The sequence below is a fragment of the Rhodoferax sp. genome (genome assembly GCF_028688795.1).
Taxonomy (GTDB): Bacteria; Pseudomonadota; Gammaproteobacteria; order Burkholderiales; family Burkholderiaceae_C; genus Rhodoferax.
In genome coordinates this window covers 35,835-51,952 of record NZ_JAQTXM010000019.1, presented here as the reverse complement: position 1 = coordinate 51,952, position 16,118 = coordinate 35,835, and the positions used below count along the sequence as shown (strand labels likewise).

Annotated in this window: 17 protein-coding genes; 16 read left to right on the top strand and 1 reads right to left on the bottom strand. The window is 56.2% G+C overall.

The window, feature by feature from the left end; genetic code table 11:
* The first annotated feature begins 140 nt into the window (after positions 1 to 140).
* The 16 genes from PHQ58_RS14590 to minE all read left to right on the top strand — a co-directional run bounded on the left by PHQ58_RS14590 (position 141) and on the right by minE (position 13,705).
* Positions 141 to 1,355 (top strand): 6-phosphofructokinase, encoded by a 1,215-nt coding sequence (locus PHQ58_RS14590; protein ID WP_300112142.1) that lies wholly within the window; start codon positions 141 to 143, stop codon positions 1,353 to 1,355.
* Between the two features lie 21 nt (positions 1,356 to 1,376).
* On the top strand, positions 1,377 to 1,955 hold the full coding sequence (locus tag PHQ58_RS14585) for an NADPH-dependent FMN reductase (protein WP_300112140.1): 579 nt from the start codon (positions 1,377 to 1,379) through the stop codon (positions 1,953 to 1,955).
* Between the two features lie 196 nt (positions 1,956 to 2,151).
* Positions 2,152 to 2,763, top strand: a complete 612-nt coding sequence (gene gstA / locus PHQ58_RS14580; RefSeq protein ID WP_300112138.1) for a glutathione transferase GstA — start codon at positions 2,152 to 2,154, stop codon at positions 2,761 to 2,763.
* Between the two features lie 120 nt (positions 2,764 to 2,883).
* A complete protein-coding gene (rquA, locus tag PHQ58_RS14575) occupies positions 2,884 to 3,627 on the top strand; it encodes a rhodoquinone biosynthesis methyltransferase RquA (RefSeq protein WP_300112136.1) in 744 nt (247 codons plus the stop codon).
* A gap of 70 nt (positions 3,628 to 3,697) precedes the next feature.
* Positions 3,698 to 4,336, top strand: coding sequence for a cytochrome c biogenesis heme-transporting ATPase CcmA (ccmA, locus tag PHQ58_RS14570; RefSeq protein WP_300112134.1), 639 nt, complete (start codon positions 3,698 to 3,700; stop codon positions 4,334 to 4,336).
* Positions 4,333 to 5,028, top strand: coding sequence for a heme exporter protein CcmB (gene ccmB, locus PHQ58_RS14565; protein WP_300112132.1), 696 nt, complete (start codon positions 4,333 to 4,335; stop codon positions 5,026 to 5,028). Before ccmA ends, ccmB begins: the two co-directional genes overlap by 4 nt.
* Positions 5,025 to 5,762 carry a heme ABC transporter permease CcmC gene (ccmC, locus tag PHQ58_RS14560; RefSeq protein ID WP_300112131.1) on the top strand — a complete coding sequence of 246 codons (738 nt, stop codon included), beginning with the start codon at positions 5,025 to 5,027 and terminating at the stop codon, positions 5,760 to 5,762. Before ccmB ends, ccmC begins: the two co-directional genes overlap by 4 nt.
* Positions 5,749 to 5,940 carry a heme exporter protein CcmD gene (ccmD, locus tag PHQ58_RS14555; RefSeq protein ID WP_300112130.1) on the top strand — a complete coding sequence of 64 codons (192 nt, stop codon included), beginning with the start codon at positions 5,749 to 5,751 and terminating at the stop codon, positions 5,938 to 5,940. The genes ccmC and ccmD overlap by 14 nt, the downstream gene beginning before the upstream one ends.
* A complete protein-coding gene (gene ccmE, locus PHQ58_RS14550; protein WP_300112129.1) occupies positions 5,937 to 6,380 on the top strand; it encodes a cytochrome c maturation protein CcmE in 444 nt (147 codons plus the stop codon). The genes ccmD and ccmE overlap by 4 nt, the downstream gene beginning before the upstream one ends.
* Before the next feature lie 64 nt (positions 6,381 to 6,444).
* Positions 6,445 to 8,412 (top strand): heme lyase CcmF/NrfE family subunit, encoded by a 1,968-nt coding sequence (locus tag PHQ58_RS14545; protein ID WP_300112128.1) that lies wholly within the window; start codon positions 6,445 to 6,447, stop codon positions 8,410 to 8,412.
* Positions 8,409 to 8,933, top strand: coding sequence for a DsbE family thiol:disulfide interchange protein (locus PHQ58_RS14540; RefSeq protein WP_300112126.1), 525 nt, complete (start codon positions 8,409 to 8,411; stop codon positions 8,931 to 8,933). The genes PHQ58_RS14545 and PHQ58_RS14540 overlap by 4 nt, the downstream gene beginning before the upstream one ends.
* Positions 8,930 to 9,397 carry a cytochrome c-type biogenesis protein gene (locus PHQ58_RS14535; RefSeq protein ID WP_300112124.1) on the top strand — a complete coding sequence of 156 codons (468 nt, stop codon included), beginning with the start codon at positions 8,930 to 8,932 and terminating at the stop codon, positions 9,395 to 9,397. The genes PHQ58_RS14540 and PHQ58_RS14535 overlap by 4 nt, the downstream gene beginning before the upstream one ends.
* A complete protein-coding gene (ccmI, locus tag PHQ58_RS14530) occupies positions 9,394 to 10,749 on the top strand; it encodes a c-type cytochrome biogenesis protein CcmI (RefSeq protein WP_300112122.1) in 1,356 nt (451 codons plus the stop codon). Before PHQ58_RS14535 ends, ccmI begins: the two co-directional genes overlap by 4 nt.
* Before the next feature lie 1,068 nt (positions 10,750 to 11,817).
* Complete coding sequence (gene minC / locus PHQ58_RS14525) at positions 11,818 to 12,597, top strand: septum site-determining protein MinC (RefSeq protein WP_300112121.1); 780 nt, start codon at positions 11,818 to 11,820, stop codon at positions 12,595 to 12,597.
* Between the two features lie 27 nt (positions 12,598 to 12,624).
* Positions 12,625 to 13,440 (top strand): septum site-determining protein MinD, encoded by an 816-nt coding sequence (gene minD / locus PHQ58_RS14520; RefSeq protein WP_300112120.1) that lies wholly within the window; start codon positions 12,625 to 12,627, stop codon positions 13,438 to 13,440.
* Between the two features lie 4 nt (positions 13,441 to 13,444).
* The gene (gene minE, locus PHQ58_RS14515; RefSeq protein ID WP_300112118.1) at positions 13,445 to 13,705 is read left to right on the top strand and encodes a cell division topological specificity factor MinE; all 261 of its coding nucleotides are present in this window, start codon (positions 13,445 to 13,447) and stop codon (positions 13,703 to 13,705) included.
* Positions 13,706 to 13,803: 98 nt separating this feature from the next.
* Here minE and PHQ58_RS14510 read toward each other — a convergent pair whose 3' ends face one another.
* On the bottom strand, positions 13,804 to 16,050 hold the full coding sequence (locus PHQ58_RS14510; protein ID WP_300112116.1) for a cation-translocating P-type ATPase: 2,247 nt from the start codon (positions 16,048 to 16,050) through the stop codon (positions 13,804 to 13,806).
* Between the last annotated feature and the right edge of the window lie 68 nt (positions 16,051 to 16,118).

Genomic DNA, 16,118 nt, shown 5'->3' with positions numbered 1-16,118 from the left:
GCCAGGGGTGTGCAATCAGGAGGGTAATTTTACCGGGGCAGCCAAAAAGCTGCTGCTACGGGCCTTGTCGCCGGAAATGGCGCTACATCAAAGGCACAATTCATCCACCATTTTTCACTCATCAAACAGGACACACACTCATGGCCTCCGGAAAAATACTTGTCGCCCAGGGTGGCGGCCCCACCGCTGTCATTAACCAATCGCTCGTGGGCGTGGCGCTGGAAGCGCGCCGCTTCGGGCAGATCGGTCACATCTATGGCGCCCTGCACGGCGTGCGCGGCATCGTCGATGAAAACTTTGTAGACCTGACCCAGGAAACCAGCCACAACCTGGAATTGGTGGCCAACACGCCCTCAAGCGCGCTGGGCTCAACCCGCGACAAACCAGACGCCGCTTACTGTCACGAAATTTTCAAGGTGTTGCAGGCGCACAAGATTGGCCACTTTTTCTACATTGGCGGCAACGATTCCAGCGACACGGTGCGCATCGTCAGCGAAGAAGCGCAAGCCGCCAGTTACGACCTACGCTGCATTCACATTCCCAAGACCATCGACAACGACCTGGTGGGCAACGACCACACGCCCGGTTTCCCATCCGCCGCCCGCTTCGTGGCACAAGCTTTTGCCGGTGCCAACCTGGACAACGCCGCACTGCCCGGCGTCTATGTGGGCGTGGTGATGGGTCGCCATGCCGGCTTTTTGACGGCGGCATCTGCCTTGGGTAAAAAGTTTCCAGACGACGGCCCGCACCTGATTTACCTGCCCGAGCGTGTGTTTGACCTGAACAAATTTTTGGCCGATGTGAAAGCCACTTACGAGCGTTATGGCCGCTGTGTGATTGCCGTGTCCGAGGGCATTCACGATGCCAGCGGCACACCCATCACCGCTCTGCTGGCCAAAGAAATGGAACACGACGCCCATGGCAATGTGCAACTCTCAGGCAACGGCGCGCTGGCCGATTTGCTGTGCGAAGAGATCAAGGCCAAGCTGAAAATCAAGCGCGTGCGCGGTGACACCTTTGGCTACCTGCAGCGCTCGTTCATTGGTTGTGTGTCTGACGTGGACCAGCGTGAAGCCCGTGAAGTGGGTGAAAAGGCCGTGCAATTTGCCATGTGGGGTGGACGCGACGGCTCGGTGGCCATCAAACGCACCGGCTTTTATTCGGTGGATTACGAGTTGCTGCCGCTGGGCGACGTGGCCGGCAAGACGCGCACCATGGAAGACGAGTTCATTTCCGCCAGCGGCACCGATGTCACCGATGCCTTTCGCATGTACCTGCGCCCCTTGCTGGGTTCAGGCATGCCTGACGCCTTCCGCCTGCGCCACAACCCAGTGGCGCGCGTACTGCGCAAATAAACCCTCTACGGCGCACTCCCCATGAACATTCTGATCTTTGCCGGCAGCACCCGGGCCCAGTCTTTCAACCGCCAACTGGCCAAAGTGGCCGCCAAGCTCGCTGAAGACGCCGGTGCAAAAGTCACACTGCTCGAACTCTCCAGCCTGGACATTCCAATGTACAACGCCGACCTGGAGGCCCAAGGCACCCCGCCCGATGTGATTCGCCTGAAGCAACTCATGTTTGACCACCCCGGCTGGATCATCTGCTCACCCGAATACAACGGCAGCTACACCGCCCTGCTGAAAAACACCATCGACTGGGCTTCCAGCCCGGTCAAAGGCGATGCCACCTGGGGCCAAGGTACCAAACCCTTTGCTGGCAAAGTGGTGGGCCTGTTGGCCGCATCGCCAGGCGGCCTAGGTGGCTTGCGCTCACTGGAGCACCTCAGCCCCCTGCTGAGCAATTTGCAATGCTGGGTGGCCCCGCAGCAGTTTGCGCTGGGCCAAGCTGGCAGCGCGTTTGACGCCGATGGCCAACTCCAGAGCGACAAACACACAGAGAGTGTGCGCTCGGTGGTCAGCCAGGTGCTGTGGGCAACCAAACGGCTCCAGCCCTGACAGGTTCCGTACCCGCCTTCAGCTTGAAGCAAGCTATAAATCTAGTAGCTACTAGCGCTTATTGGTAAAGGGCTGGAGGCCTATAAACTATATAAATGTGCGATAAACCCACGCCGACACGGATGGGACGCAAGCGTTAGCATCCTTATGGCTTGCCAAACCACGTCGGCCTGACACACACTTTCACAGGATATTCATGAAGCTTTACTACTCCCCTGGCGCCTGCTCGCTGTCGCCCCACATCGTGCTCAAAGAATCTGGCCTGGCCTTTGAAGCCATTGCCGCGCCCACCAAGACCCACAAGCTGCCCGATGGCACCGACTACTACACCATCAACCCACTGGGCTATGTACCGCTGCTGGTGCTGGATGACGGACGCCAGTTGCGCGAAGGCCCGGCCATCGTGCAATACATCGCTGACCAGGCGCCCGACAAGCAATTGGCACCGGCCAACGGCAGCTGGGAGCGTTACAAACTGCAAGAGTGGCTCAACACCATCAGCACAGAGCTACACAAAGGCGGTTTCTCACCCCTGTTCACACCAGGCATGCCCGCTGAGGCCAAAGAAATCGTCAAAACCCGCCTGATGTCGCGCTTGAACTGGGTAGATGGGGAACTGGCCGGAAAGGTTTATCTGATGGGTGACCATTTCACTGTGGCCGATGCCTACCTTTTTGTGGTGGCCGGTTGGGGCAAACATGTGGACGTGGACATCTCCGGCATAGCCAATTTAAACGCGTTCATGGCCCGTGTCGCTGCACGTCCGGCGGTACAGGACGCTTTGCGCGCTGAAGGTTTGCTCAAATAGCTACCTCTGACCCCAGGAACAAAGCGGGGCAATCGCGCGCTTTTTTTGATTTCGGTTAGGATTGAGCCGCTGTTTTATGCAACTGCTCTATTGGCAGCTCGCCTACCCACCAAAGCACCCATGATTTTTGACAAAACCAGCGTCGTCACAAGCGACGCCTCTTTGGCTGCCCGCAGCGCCAGTCTCGTCCCCGCGCTAGCCGTACCTGAATACCTCGAAAAAACCTACTGGTGGGCCTACACGCACCCCAATGCGGTACGCGTGTTCGAGCGACAGTGGCTGGTCAACCTGATTTTGTGGGGCAATTTCGCAAAGCTACGCGACTTGGCGCTGCAGGACATGGGCGAGGTCATCCACGGCCAAGTGCTGCAGGTGGCCTGCGTTTACGGCAATTTCACCGAACATGTGGTGCGCCGCCTGGCACCCGATGCACATTTGAGCGTGATTGACATCGCGCCGGTGCAGATCACCAACATGCACAACAAACTGGGGCCACATCCCCAGGTGAGCGTCTTGCAGCAAGACTCCACAGCCCTGCAGTTTGCCGATGCCAGCCTGGACACCGTGGTGGTGTTTTTCCTGCTTCACGAGCAACCCGCCGAGGTACGCCGCCAGACCATTGCCGAGGCGCTGCGCGTCACCAAACCGGGCGGCAAAATCGTGTTTGTCGATTACCACCGACCCAAAGCCAGCAGCCCGTTTCGCTACATCATGGTGCCGATCCTGACCACGCTGGAACCGTTTGCCATGGACCTGTGGCGTGGTGAAATTGCCGACTGGTTACCCGCCGACATCACGCCGGCCCACATCGAGAAGCAGACTTACTTCGGCGGCCTGTATCAAAAAGTGCTGATGACGCGTTAATCCCGCCTTAAGCATGGCACAGGGCCGTGCCGTAGATAATCTGACTTTTGTCTCTGCGAACGCACTGCCCTTGGAAACCACCCCCACCCTGTCTTTTTCCAAACTTGGCTGCACCAAGGGTGGGCGTCAGCTTTTTAAAGATGTGAACTGCGAGCTGGCGGCTGGCCAATGGCTTTATGTGACCGGCGCCAACGGAGTTGGCAAAACAAGTTTGCTCCGCATGGTGTGTGGCTTGGCCTCTGTTGATGAAGGCAGCATTTTGTGGAACCAAACCCCGATTCAAAAACAGCCGGAAGCCTATCGTCAGGACCTGTGTTACCTCGGGCACCTGAACGCGCTGCAAGAATCCATGACGGTCGATGAAAACCTGAGCTTCACCGCAGCCCTGGGTGGTTTGGCGCCGAGCCAGCTGCAACGCCAGGACGTGTTGACGCGTTTTGGCCTGCGCGGGCGCAGCAAGCAATTGGTGCGGCATTTGTCGCAAGGCCAAAAACGACGTGTCGCCCTGTCGCGTCTGGCGCTCAGCCCCGCGCGCCTGTGGGTGTTGGACGAGCCCTATGTGGCCATGGACGAAGGTGGCATTCACATGTTGGCAGATTTGATTGCCAGGCACTTGGCTCAAGGTGGCCTGGCTGTGCTCACCAGCCACCAACGGGTGCCGATTGGCGACAAACCTGCCCAATTGTTAGAGTTACAGGCGGCAGCATGAGCACATCCATTCAAACCCTTGGCACCAGCCAGGTCATGCTGGCCGTGCTCAAGCGTGAGATCTCGCTGGGCATGCGACAAAAAGGCGAGGTGCTGACACCGCTGATTTTCTTCATGGTGATTGCCAGCCTGTTTCCGCTGGGAGTGGGTGCCGAATCCAATTTACTGCTGCGCATGGCGCCGGGTGTGTTGTGGGTCAGTGCCCTGCTGGCTGCCATGCTGTCACTGCAGCGCATGTTTGCCACCGACTATGCCGATGGCTCACTTGAACAAATGGCACTTTCAGGCACGCCGCTGGGCTTGCTGGTGCTGGCCAAAGCCCTGGCCCATTTTTTACTTTCGGGCTTACCCCTGGTGCTGGTTGCACCGGTACTTGGCCTGCAATTTGGTCTGGATGGCAGGGCACTGGGCATTTTGATGCTGAGCCTGTTGCTGGGTACGCCTACCTTAAGTCTGATTGGCAGCATTGGCGCCGCACTCACCTTAGGCGTACGCGGTGCAGGGGTTTTGCTGTCTTTATTGATCCTGCCGCTTTATATTCCGGTGCTAATCTTTGGCGCTGGTGCGGTTGAAGCCGATGCCGCTGGCTTGGGCATTGGCGGGCACCTGTCGCTGTTGGCCGCCCTGTTGGTGCTGTCGCTCTTTTTCTCACCTTTGGCCACAGCGGCCGCCTTGAGGATTTCGTTGGAATGAAAACACGTGTGATTCATTGGTTCAAGTTTGCGTCACCGCAAAACTTCTACTATCTTGCGGGCCGCATGTGGCCCTGGTTTGCCGCGTTCGCGGCGGTGCTCACCTTGGTTGGGCTCTGGATTTCATTTTTCGTCGCGCCCATCGACGCCCAGCAAGGCCAGGGCTACCGCATCATTTTTGTGCACGTGCCAGCCTCTCAAATGTCAATGTTCATTTACCTGGTCATGGCAGGCTGGGCGGGCTTTGGCCTGGCATTCAACACGCGGCTCTCTGGCATGATGGCCTCGGCGTTGGCGCCTACCGGGGCGCTGTTCGCGTTCTTGTCCCTGGTAACAGGTGCGTTTTGGGGTAAACCGATGTGGGGTGCCTGGTGGGTCTGGGACGCAAGGCTCACGTCCGAGCTGATCTTGCTGTTCTTGTACCTGGGCTTTCTGGCCTTGCAGTCCAGCATTGACGACCCACGCCGCGCCGACAAGGCCTGTGCGGTGCTGGCACTGGTGGGCGCGGTGAATGTGCCCATCATTTACTTCTCGGTTAAGTGGTGGAACACCCTGCACCAAGGTGCATCAGTCTCCATGAAGGGCGCCAGTATGGCCACACCCATGCTGGCCGGCATGCTGATCATGGTGCTGGCGTTCTGGATGTACACCATTGCCATCGCACTGGTTCGGGTACGCAACATCATTCTTGAACGCGAACGTCATACAGATTGGGTGAAACATGCAGTGGCTTAGCGTGGCAGATTTTTTTCACATGGGCGGCTACGCCTTTTATGTCTGGTGGAGTTTTGGCATTTCCGCGTTGGTGGTCATTGCCGAGGTCTGGCAAGTGCGCGCCAAACGCCGCGACATCTTGCGAAACCTTTTGAACGAAACCGACTCACACACTGATTCAACTTCACTAAATCCATGAAACCTCGTCACAAACGCGCCGCCATGATTGTGGGTGGCCTGGCCGCCATCGGCATTGCCGCCTACTTCGTCCTGAATGCTTTCCAGAGCAACCTGGTGTTTTTCTTTACCCCCAGCCAAGTGGAGTCCGGCGAAGCACCAAAAAACCGTACCTTTCGCATTGGCGGCATGGTCAAGGAAGGCACCGTCAAACGTGACAACCTGACTGTTTCGTTTGTGGTGACCGACACCGTCAAGGATGTGCCCGTGACCTACACAGGCATCCTGCCAGATTTATTCAAGGAAGGCAAAGGCGTGGTGGCACAAGGCCAACTCAAGGGTGACGGCAAATTCACCGCCTCTGAAGTGTTAGCCAAGCATGATGAAAACTACATGCCACCTGAAGCCCAGCACGCCATGGACCAGGCGGCCCTGGAAAAAGCCAACAAGACATTGAAGTAACGCGTCTTTTCATTCCCTCGCACCCAACCGCAAACCCGCTTCTATCCACGCACCGAGACGCCCCATGATTCCTGAACTTGGCCATTTCGCACTGATTCTTGCCCTGCTGGTTGCCGCAGCACTGGGCACCTTAAGTTTGGCAGGTGGCCAAAATGGGCGCGCTGACTGGATGGCACTGGCCAGGCCCGGTGCACAAGCCTTGTGGCTGCTCACCGGCTTCTCTTTTCTTTGCCTCACCTACGCGTTCTACACCAACGACTTTTCAGTGTTGTACGTGGCACAGCACTCCAACACCCAATTGCCTGACATGTACCGCATCGCAGCGGTCTGGGGCGGCCATGAAGGCTCGCTGTTGTTGTGGCTTCTGATGCTGTGCACCTGGATGATGGCGGTGTCGATCTTCTCGCGCCAATTGCCAGACGTGATGGTGTCGCGCGTGCTGGGTGTGCTGGGCTTGATCGCCGTGGGCTTCTTGCTCTTCATGCTGTTCACGTCCAACCCGTTTGTTCGCCTAAGCGACATCCCGGCCGATGGCCGTGACCTGAATCCCCTGCTGCAAGACCCGGGGCTGGTGTTTCACCCACCCATGCTCTACATGGGTTATGTCGGTATGGCCATTCCGTTTGCCTTTTCAATTGCTGCATTGCTGAATGGCCGCCTTGACGCCGCTTGGGCACGCTGGACCCGCCCGTGGGCCACTGCCGCCTGGATCTGTCTGACCATTGGCATTGCCATGGGCTCGTGGTGGGCGTATTACGAACTTGGCTGGGGCGGCTGGTGGTTCTGGGACCCGGTTGAAAACGCGTCCTTCCTGCCGTGGCTGGTTGGCACCGCCTTGATTCACTCACTGGCCGTCACTGAAAAACGCGGCTTGTTCAGAAGCTGGACCATCATGCTGTCCCTGATAGCGTTCTCGATGAGTTTGCTCGGTACCTTCCTGGTGCGCTCGGGCGTGTTGACTTCGGTGCACGCCTTTGCCACCGATCCGAAACGCGGCGTGTTCATTTTGATGTTTCTGGCCGTGGTGGTGGGCGGTTCCTTGATCTTGTTCGCAGCGCGTTCTGGCAAGGTGCGATCTGGCGGTTCGTTTTCGCTGGTGTCACGTGAAACCTTTTTGCTGGTGAACAACGTGCTTCTGACCACAGCCGCAGCTGCCGTGTTGTTGGGCACGCTCTACCCCTTGATCATCGACGCCTTGAATCTGGGCAAACTGTCGGTGGGCCCACCCTACTTCAATGCCGTCTTTGCACCCATCATGATTCCAGTGCTGTTTTTCATGGTGGTTGGCAGTTATGCCCGCTGGAAAAACGACACGGTGGCTGACCTGACCAAAAAACTCCGCCCGGTGGCCATCGTCTCTGTCCTTTTGGGTTGCACCGCGCCGCTGCTCGCTGGCACGTGGTCTGCCCTGGTGGCTGTGGGCTTGACCTTGTCGATCTGGATCGTGCTGGCCTCTTTTGTGCAAATGGTTCGCCAGTTCAAAGACACCGCCAACTGGAAATCCACACCCATTTCTTATTGGGGCATGCACGTGGCGCACATCGGCATTGCCGTATGTGTGGTCGGCATCACCATGGTCAAAGGGTATGAGACCGAAAAAGACGTGCGTATGACTGTCGGTGACACGGTTGAAGTGGGTGGCTACACCTTCCGTCTGACCGGCATCAGTGAAGTGGCCGGTCCCAATTACAAAGCGGATCGTGGCGCGGTAGAACTCATCAAGGGCGACCGGGTGCTGCGCATATTGCACCCTGAAAAACGCACCTATTTTTCATCCACCATGCCCATGACAGAAGCGGCCATTGACACCAGTCTGACACGTGATGTGTATGTGTCATTGGGTGAGAAACTCGATGGCGTTGGCAAGCCCGCCTGGGCCATGCGGGTCTACCACAAGCCGTTTGTTGCCTGGATCTGGGTAGGCTGCCTGTTCATGGCGCTTGGCGGCGGCATGGCCGCCATGGACAAACGCTACCGTAAAAAAGTTGCTGCAAAACTGGGCATGAATGACATCAAGGGTGTTGCGGCATGAAAAAGGCGTTGATTCCCTTGGGAATATTTATTGTCTTACTGGTCTTTCTGGCCATCGGTCTGACGCGTGACCCAAGCGAGATCCCCTCACCATTAATCGGTAAACCAGCCCCAACATTCACGGCACCCATACTGAACCAACCGGGTCAGACCTTTGCAGCCAAAGACATGCTGGGCAAGGTCTGGTTGCTCAACACCTGGGCCTCTTGGTGTGTCGCCTGCCGCCAGGAGCACCCGTTATTGGTGGAGTTTGTCAAAACCAACCCGTTGCCCATCATTGGCCTGGATTACAAAGACAAAGAAGAAGACGGTATGAAATGGCTGGCTCGTTATGGCGACCCCTACACCGTCGCGGTCACAGACCGAGATGGCCGCATTGGCATTGACTTTGGCGTCTATGGCGTGCCTGAGAGCTTTTTGATCGACAAGGCCGGCATCATTCGCTACAAACAAATTGGCCCTTTCACTGAAGAAGCCCTGCGCGACAAACTGATTCCCCTGGTCAAGGAACTGAACAAATGAAGCACTTGATCATTCTCTTTTTCGCACTGCAATGTGCACTGGGTGTGCATGCCAATGAAGCTGCGCCGCTGGCTGATGACCCGGTCGTTGAACAGCGCCTGATCACCATTGCCGAAGAGTTGCGCTGCCTGGTTTGTCAAAACGAATCACTGGCCGGTTCGCGCGCTGACCTGGCCATGGACTTGCGCCGTGAAGTTCGCACCTTGATCAAATCTGGCAAAACAGACGCTGAAATCAAAGAATATCTGGTCAGCCGTTACGGCGACTTCGTGCTGTACCGCCCGCCTGTCAAACCGACCACCTGGCTGCTTTGGTTTGGGCCACTGCTGCTGTTGGTGTTTGCCATCTGGTTGCTGGTGAGCATCATCCGGCGCAACCAGAACCAAAAAGACACTCCGGTGCTCGATGCCGCTCAACGTGCCAAAGCACAAGCCCTTCTTAAAGAGACTGATTCTTCCAAATGAACGTATTTATTGGTATCGCAGCGCTTTTGACGCTGCTGGTGGTGGCTTGGCTCGTGCGACCATTGCTTCGTCAACCCAAATCTGGCGGCATCTCCAGCAACAAGCTCAATACAGCCATCCACCGAGACCAACTCCATGCGCTAGAAGCCGATCTGGCCCGGGGGGTCATCAGCCAGCAAGACTTTGACACCACGCGAGATGAGTTACAACTGCGCCTGCTCGATGACACCGAAAGTTATGAGGCCACCCCGGCGCATCAAACCACCGGGTTCTGGAGCGCCAAACGCACGGCTGTCACTGTTGGCCTGAGTTTGCCGGTGCTGGCTTTGGGCATATACCTGCAACTGGGCACACCTGCTGCCATCAACCCCATGGCCCAAGCCTCGGTGGATGAACAGCAAATCAAACAAATGATTGACACCTTGGCAGCCAAGCTCAAAGACAACCCGGACAACCCAAAAGGCTGGGCCATGCTGGCCAGGTCCTATAAAGTCGTCGGCCGGTATGAAGAGGCACAGCAAGCATTTGAAAAAGCCGGTGCCATTGTGAATGCAGACCCTGACCTGCTGGTCGACTATGCCGAACTGCTCGGCATCCGGGCGGGTAACAACCTTGATGGCAAACCGCAGCAAATGATCGACGAAGCCCTGCGGCTGAACCCTGAACACCCCATGGGCTTGATGATGGCTGGTGTCGCCGCTTACCAGCGCGCCGACTATAAAGGCGCCGTCGCGCGCTGGGAAAAGCTGCTGAGCCTGATTCCGCCTGATTCACCCGATACGCAACAAATGCAGGCCAACATTGACGATGCCCGCGCAAAAGGCGGCTTAAGTGCTGGTGCCAATACCAATGCCAGCAACAAGCTGCCACCTGTGCCAGCAGCCGCAGCAGAAGGCATGACGCCTGAAAAGATCAACCAGATGGTTGACCGACTGGCCGCACGCCTGAAAGACAACCCGGACGACCTGGCAGGCTGGGCACGCCTGGCACGCGCTTACAAGGTTCAAGGACGCATGGATGAAGCCGCCAACGCCTATGCCAAAACTGGCAAGCTGATGGACACGGACGCCGATTTACTGACCCAATATGCAGACCTGCTGGCCACCCGCAGCAACAGCCTGCAAGGCAAACCCACCGAACTGCTCAACAAGGCCCTGGCCATCGCCCCCAAGCACCCGATGGCCTTGATGATGGCCGGCCAGGCGGCCTACCAGATCAACAACTATGCAGCTGCCATTGGCCATTGGCAAACCGCTCTGACGGTGTTGCCAGCAAACTCACCTGATCTTGAGCCAATCAAGGCAGAAATTGCCGATGCCAAGCTCAAAATGAACGCTTCTCGCAAGCCCTAGAGGCTTTACCCACGAGACATCGGGTCTTTTCAGACCCGTCTAGCCCGGATTGCTCCGGGCTTTTTTTTGCCCATGGATTCCAAAGCCTGAAAAAAATCGGCAAAGCGGCATTGGATAAAGCTGTGAACAACTTGTCTTGTATTTGGAGGTTATCCACATAAAAAAACGGAACTTGAACTTATCAAGAATTTGGGTACAGACATGAAGCGGACTGGTCCACATCACTTGACCATATGTAAGTCGTTGTTTTTTATAGAAAAAATAAGCTTATCCACGGAAAAGCCAAACCCTTATCTACTACTACTATCTTAAAAAGTAAATATAAAGTAAGTCATAGAAAATTTCTCCACAGGTGAAAACACCTGCGTTCACGCCCACTGGCAGCATTGCGCCCGACCGCTGTGATGTCAGTACATGCCAAGCGACAAAACGGCCCCAGCAGATCGGCATGGGACAACGCCACGCCGAGACCAAAACGCATCACTTGAAGTAATAGGCAGCCTGTTAAAGGTCTGCATGCGATGTAAAGCCAGATACGGCGGGTTCGCAACGGCGAAGCTGTTTCAACATTCGAGGCATCTCTCTGGCTACCTGCCAGTTAGCCAAAATTGTCACCATCGCAAAAACCACCCATCATCCTCTGGATAAAGCTGTGAATAATTTGTCTTGAATTCGAAAGTTATCCACAAAAAAAAACAGAACTTAGAGTTATCAAGAATTGAAGTGCAGCATGGAAGCAGACTGGTCCACATGACTTGACATCACTTAAGACATTGATTTATATAGATAAATTAAAGTTATCCACGCCAAAGTGCAGACCTTACCTACTACGACTATCTTAAAAAATTAAATATAAATTAAGTCATAGAAGATTTCTCCACTGTTCAAATAAACTCGCCCATGGAAAAAATGAACCTGTGTATAAATTCAAATAATTTCAAGGTGTGCTGACTTTTCCGGACTCAATCAAGTAAGATTTGGGCCTTCGCCAACATCACTAACAGCGCCAAGCGTCGTGATGGTTTGGCAATCCTTTGCTTGGTTCCCTTCTTTTTCTGTTCAGGCTTCGTGGCAAATTCCTTTGAAATCAAAAGCGCTCAGTTGCCCTTGGTGGCCCTGTTGCTGAAAACGCCAGACATTGCGCAAATCACAGCCGACGCCATGGCTCAATTTGGTCCTGACAGCGCCAGCCCTGATTTTTTTGACCAAGATGCCTTGGTGCTTGACTTTTCCCAGTTGAGTCATCAGGCAGTCAATCAGAACTTGACAACATTGATTCAAGCCTTAATCAGCTGTCGCTTGAAACCCATTGCATTTCGTAACGCCTCACCCGACCAATCCACTCTCGCGCTAGCCTGTGGGCTATTGGAAGCACCTGTCGAATTGCCGCGCAGCAAGACAGCCAGTCAAAAAAAATCAACAGAAAAATCCATGCCTGAGCCCGTGCGCGAAGTGACACGGGAAGTTGTGAAAGAAGTCATCCGCGAAGTGTCTGTGCCTGGTCCAGCCACAATGGTGATCGACAAACCACTGCGCTCTGGTCAAAAAATTTATGCCCGCGGTGCTGATTTGGTGGTGCTGGCCATGGTCAACATGGGGGCTGAAGTGGTTGCAGACGGCAATATTCACGTGTATGCCCCTCTGCGCGGAAAAGCCATGGCCGGTGCCAGCGGCAACACACAAGCGCGTATTTTTTCGCTTTGCCTGGAACCTGAACTGATCTCGATTGCAGGTGTCTATCGCACCAGCGAAAATCCTCTCTCCAAAGACATTCAAGGCAAGCCGGCGCAGGTGCGTTTGAGCAATGACGGGCAGGACAAACTGTTGTTTGAAGCCTTGTCCTCGTAAATATATTCTCTGAAAGACGCTTTCAACATGGCAAAAATTATTGTGGTGACTTCCGGCAAAGGTGGCGTGGGTAAAACCACCACCAGCGCCAGTTTTTCAACCGGCCTGGCCATGCGTGGCCACAAGACCGCCGTGATTGACTTTGATGTGGGCCTGCGCAACCTGGACCTGATCATGGGCTGTGAACGCCGCGTGGTGTATGACCTGATCAACGTGATCCATGGTGAAGCCAACCTGAACCAGGCGCTCATCAAAGACAAGCAGTGTGACAACCTGTATGTGCTGGCTGCCTCACAAACCCGTGACAAAGATGCGCTTACGCAAGCTGGCGTGGAAAAAGTGCTGGCAGACTTGGCCGCCATGGACTTTGAATTTATTGTGTGCGACTCACCTGCCGGCATTGAAACCGGTGCCTTGATGGCCATGCATTTTGCCGATGAAGCGCTGGTGGTGACCAATCCTGAAGTGTCTTCGGTGCGTGACTCAGACCGCATTCTGGGCATGCTGTCGAGCAAAACCAAGCGTGCCGTGGAAGGGCTTGAGCCCATCAAGGAACACCTGCTGATCACCCGTTACAACCCGGCGCGTGTCAACCAGGGGCAAATGCTGTCACTGCAAGACATTCAGGACATTTTGCGCATCAAGCTGATTGGTGTCATTCCTGAGAGTGAATCCGTGCTGCAAGCGTCCAACCAGGGCGTGCCGGCGGTGCACATGGAAGGCAGCGACGTGTCTGAGGCCTACAAAGACGTGATCAGTCGTTTTCTGGGGGAAGACAAGCCGATGCGGTTTACCGAACCACCCAAACAAGGGTTGCTCAAACGCCTGTTTGGAGGGAAGTGACACCATGTCTTTTTTCTCATTTTTTCTCGGCGAGAAGAAAAAAACCGCCAACGTTGCCAAGGAACGTCTGCAGATTATCCTGGCGCATGAGCGCAACGGCCGCCACCCCGCCACCCCGGATTACCTACCGGACCTGCAACGGGAATTGATCGCGGTCATTAGCAAATACATCAAGATCAATCCTGATGACATCAAGGTCAACCTCGAACGGCAAGATAACCTGGAAGTTCTGGAAGTCAAGATTGAGCTGCCCGACGCGCGTTGATGTCTGGTGTCTGACAAAAATAGCTGATGGGTTCTTACCCCTTTGAATGCACGCTATCACTATAAAATATATAGCTACTATCGCTTATTTAATAAGGGCTAAAGCGTTATTTTATAAGAAATTTTCGATGATTTTGGTTGCCAGCGTTTGAGTAGCAACGCATTGCTTATCACACTCACCGAACTCATGGCCATGGCGGCACCGGCCATCACCGGGTTCAGGTAACCAAAGGCGGCCAGCGGAATGCCCGCCACGTTGTAGATAAAAGCCCAAAATAGGTTTTGCCGGATCTTGGCCACGGTGCGGTCAGAGATGTCCAGCGCGGCAGCCACCAGCGCCAAGTCGCCACGCATCAAGGTGATGCCTGCTGCGTGCATGGCCACATCGGTGCCACCGCCTGCATTGGCCATGGCCATGCCGACATCGGCGGCAGCCAGTGCAGGTGCATCGTTGACACCGTCGCCCACCATCACCACGGTGTGACCTTGTTGCTTCAAGGTGACGATGTGCGCCGCTTTGTCGCCCGGCAGCACGTTGCTGATGACCTCATCAGGCTGCAAACCAACACGTTTGGCCATGGCCAGCGCAGCGGCTGTGTTGTCGCCAGAGAGCATCATGACCCGGATGCCGCGCGCGCGCAGCGTGGTTATTGCCGCACTGGCGCTGGCCTTGGGCTCATCACCAAAAGCCAGCAAAGCCAGGGCCGTCAAACCGGTGGGTGTTTGCCGGGCCATCAGGGCCAAGGTGGCGCCTTGGGCTTCCAGGTCTTGTAAACGGTCACCGAGGGCGCCGAGTTGAACTCCCAGCGCCTGCATCCAGCGGAGGCTGCCGATCAGGACATCGTCACCATTGACCAGCCCACGCAGGCCTTTGCCGGGTGAGGATTGCATTTGGGTGACACCGGGCAGCGTCAATTTTTGTTCATTGGCAGCTGCCACCACAGCCCTGGCCAGCGGGTGACCGCTACCGCTCTGCAAAGCGGCTGCCATCGCCAGTAAAGCGCTTTGGTCCGCACCTGCAGCCACCACAAAATCCGTTAACCGGGCCTGGCCCACAGTGAGGGTTCCGGTTTTGTCAAACACCACCACGTCGGCCTTGTGCGCTAGCTCCAGTGCCTGCGCGTCCTTGATCAAAATGCCGAATTTTGCCGCCACCCCAGTGCCCGCCATGATGGCTGCCGGTGTGGCCAGGCCCAAAGCGCAGGGGCAGGCAATCACCAGCACGGTCACGGCGTTGATCACTGCCACCTCAAAGGCATGGCCAGTGAGCCACCAGCCCAGCAGCGTGAGCAAGGCCACCACCAGCACCACCGGCACAAACACGGCGCTGACTTGGTCGACCAGGCGCTGAATTGGTGCCTTGGCAGCCTGGGCGTCTTCCACCAGCCGGATGATGCTGGCCAGCACCGTGTCGACCCCAATTGCCTTGACTTGCACCACCACCCGGCCATCGCCATTGAGTGTGCCGCCGGTGACTTTGTCGCCCTGTGCTTTCGCCACGGGAAATGGCTCGCCGGTTAGCATGGATTCATCCACTTGGGTCATGCCTTCGAGCACCATGGCGTCGACGCTGAAACGTTCGCCCGGGCGCACCACCAACTCGTCACCCACCAACACTTCGTCGATCGGCACATCCACCTCACCGTCCAGACCGAGCAGGTGCGCTGTGTCAGGCCGCAAGGCGTGTAAGGCGCGGATGGCGGAAGTGGTTTGGCGTTTGGCGCGCGCTTCCAGCCATTTGCCCAGCAGCACCAGCGTGATAACCACGGCTGATGCTTCAAAGTACAGGTGGGGCATGGCCCCGGGTGTGGCGCTCAGCCACAGCCACATCGAAAGCGTCCACCCGGCCGTGGTGCCCATGGACACCAGCAAGTCCATGTTGCCGCTGAGCGACTTCAAGGAATGCCAACCAGCCTTGTAGAAACGCGCACCCAGAATGAATTGCACGGGTGTGGCCAGCGCAAATTGCAGCCAGGCGGGCAACATCCAGTGCTGACCCCAAAGCGTGCCCAGCATGGGCAACATCAACGGGGCGGACAGCACCAGCCCCACAGCCACTGGTGCAAAACCCGCCCAGTTGGATTCGGACGGCGCATCAATGGCGGCATTGGCCGCCACCGGTTCGTAACCAGCATCGCGCACGGCACGCCGGAGCCGGGCTTCAATTTGCTCGGAAGCGGTCACCATCACGCGGGCAGATTCGGTCGCCAGATTGACGCTCACCTCTTGCACACCGGGCACTTTTTTCAGCGCCCGCTCAGCCCGCCCCACGCATGATGCGCAGGTCATGCCATGGATGCCGATGTCAATGCGCAGGGTGTCCGGTGAGAGTTGGGGTGTTGTCATGGAAGGTAGAGCCTGAAAAAGGTGGCAAGGTTCACAATACGCGCTATTAAACGCAGCGTATTTTCCAA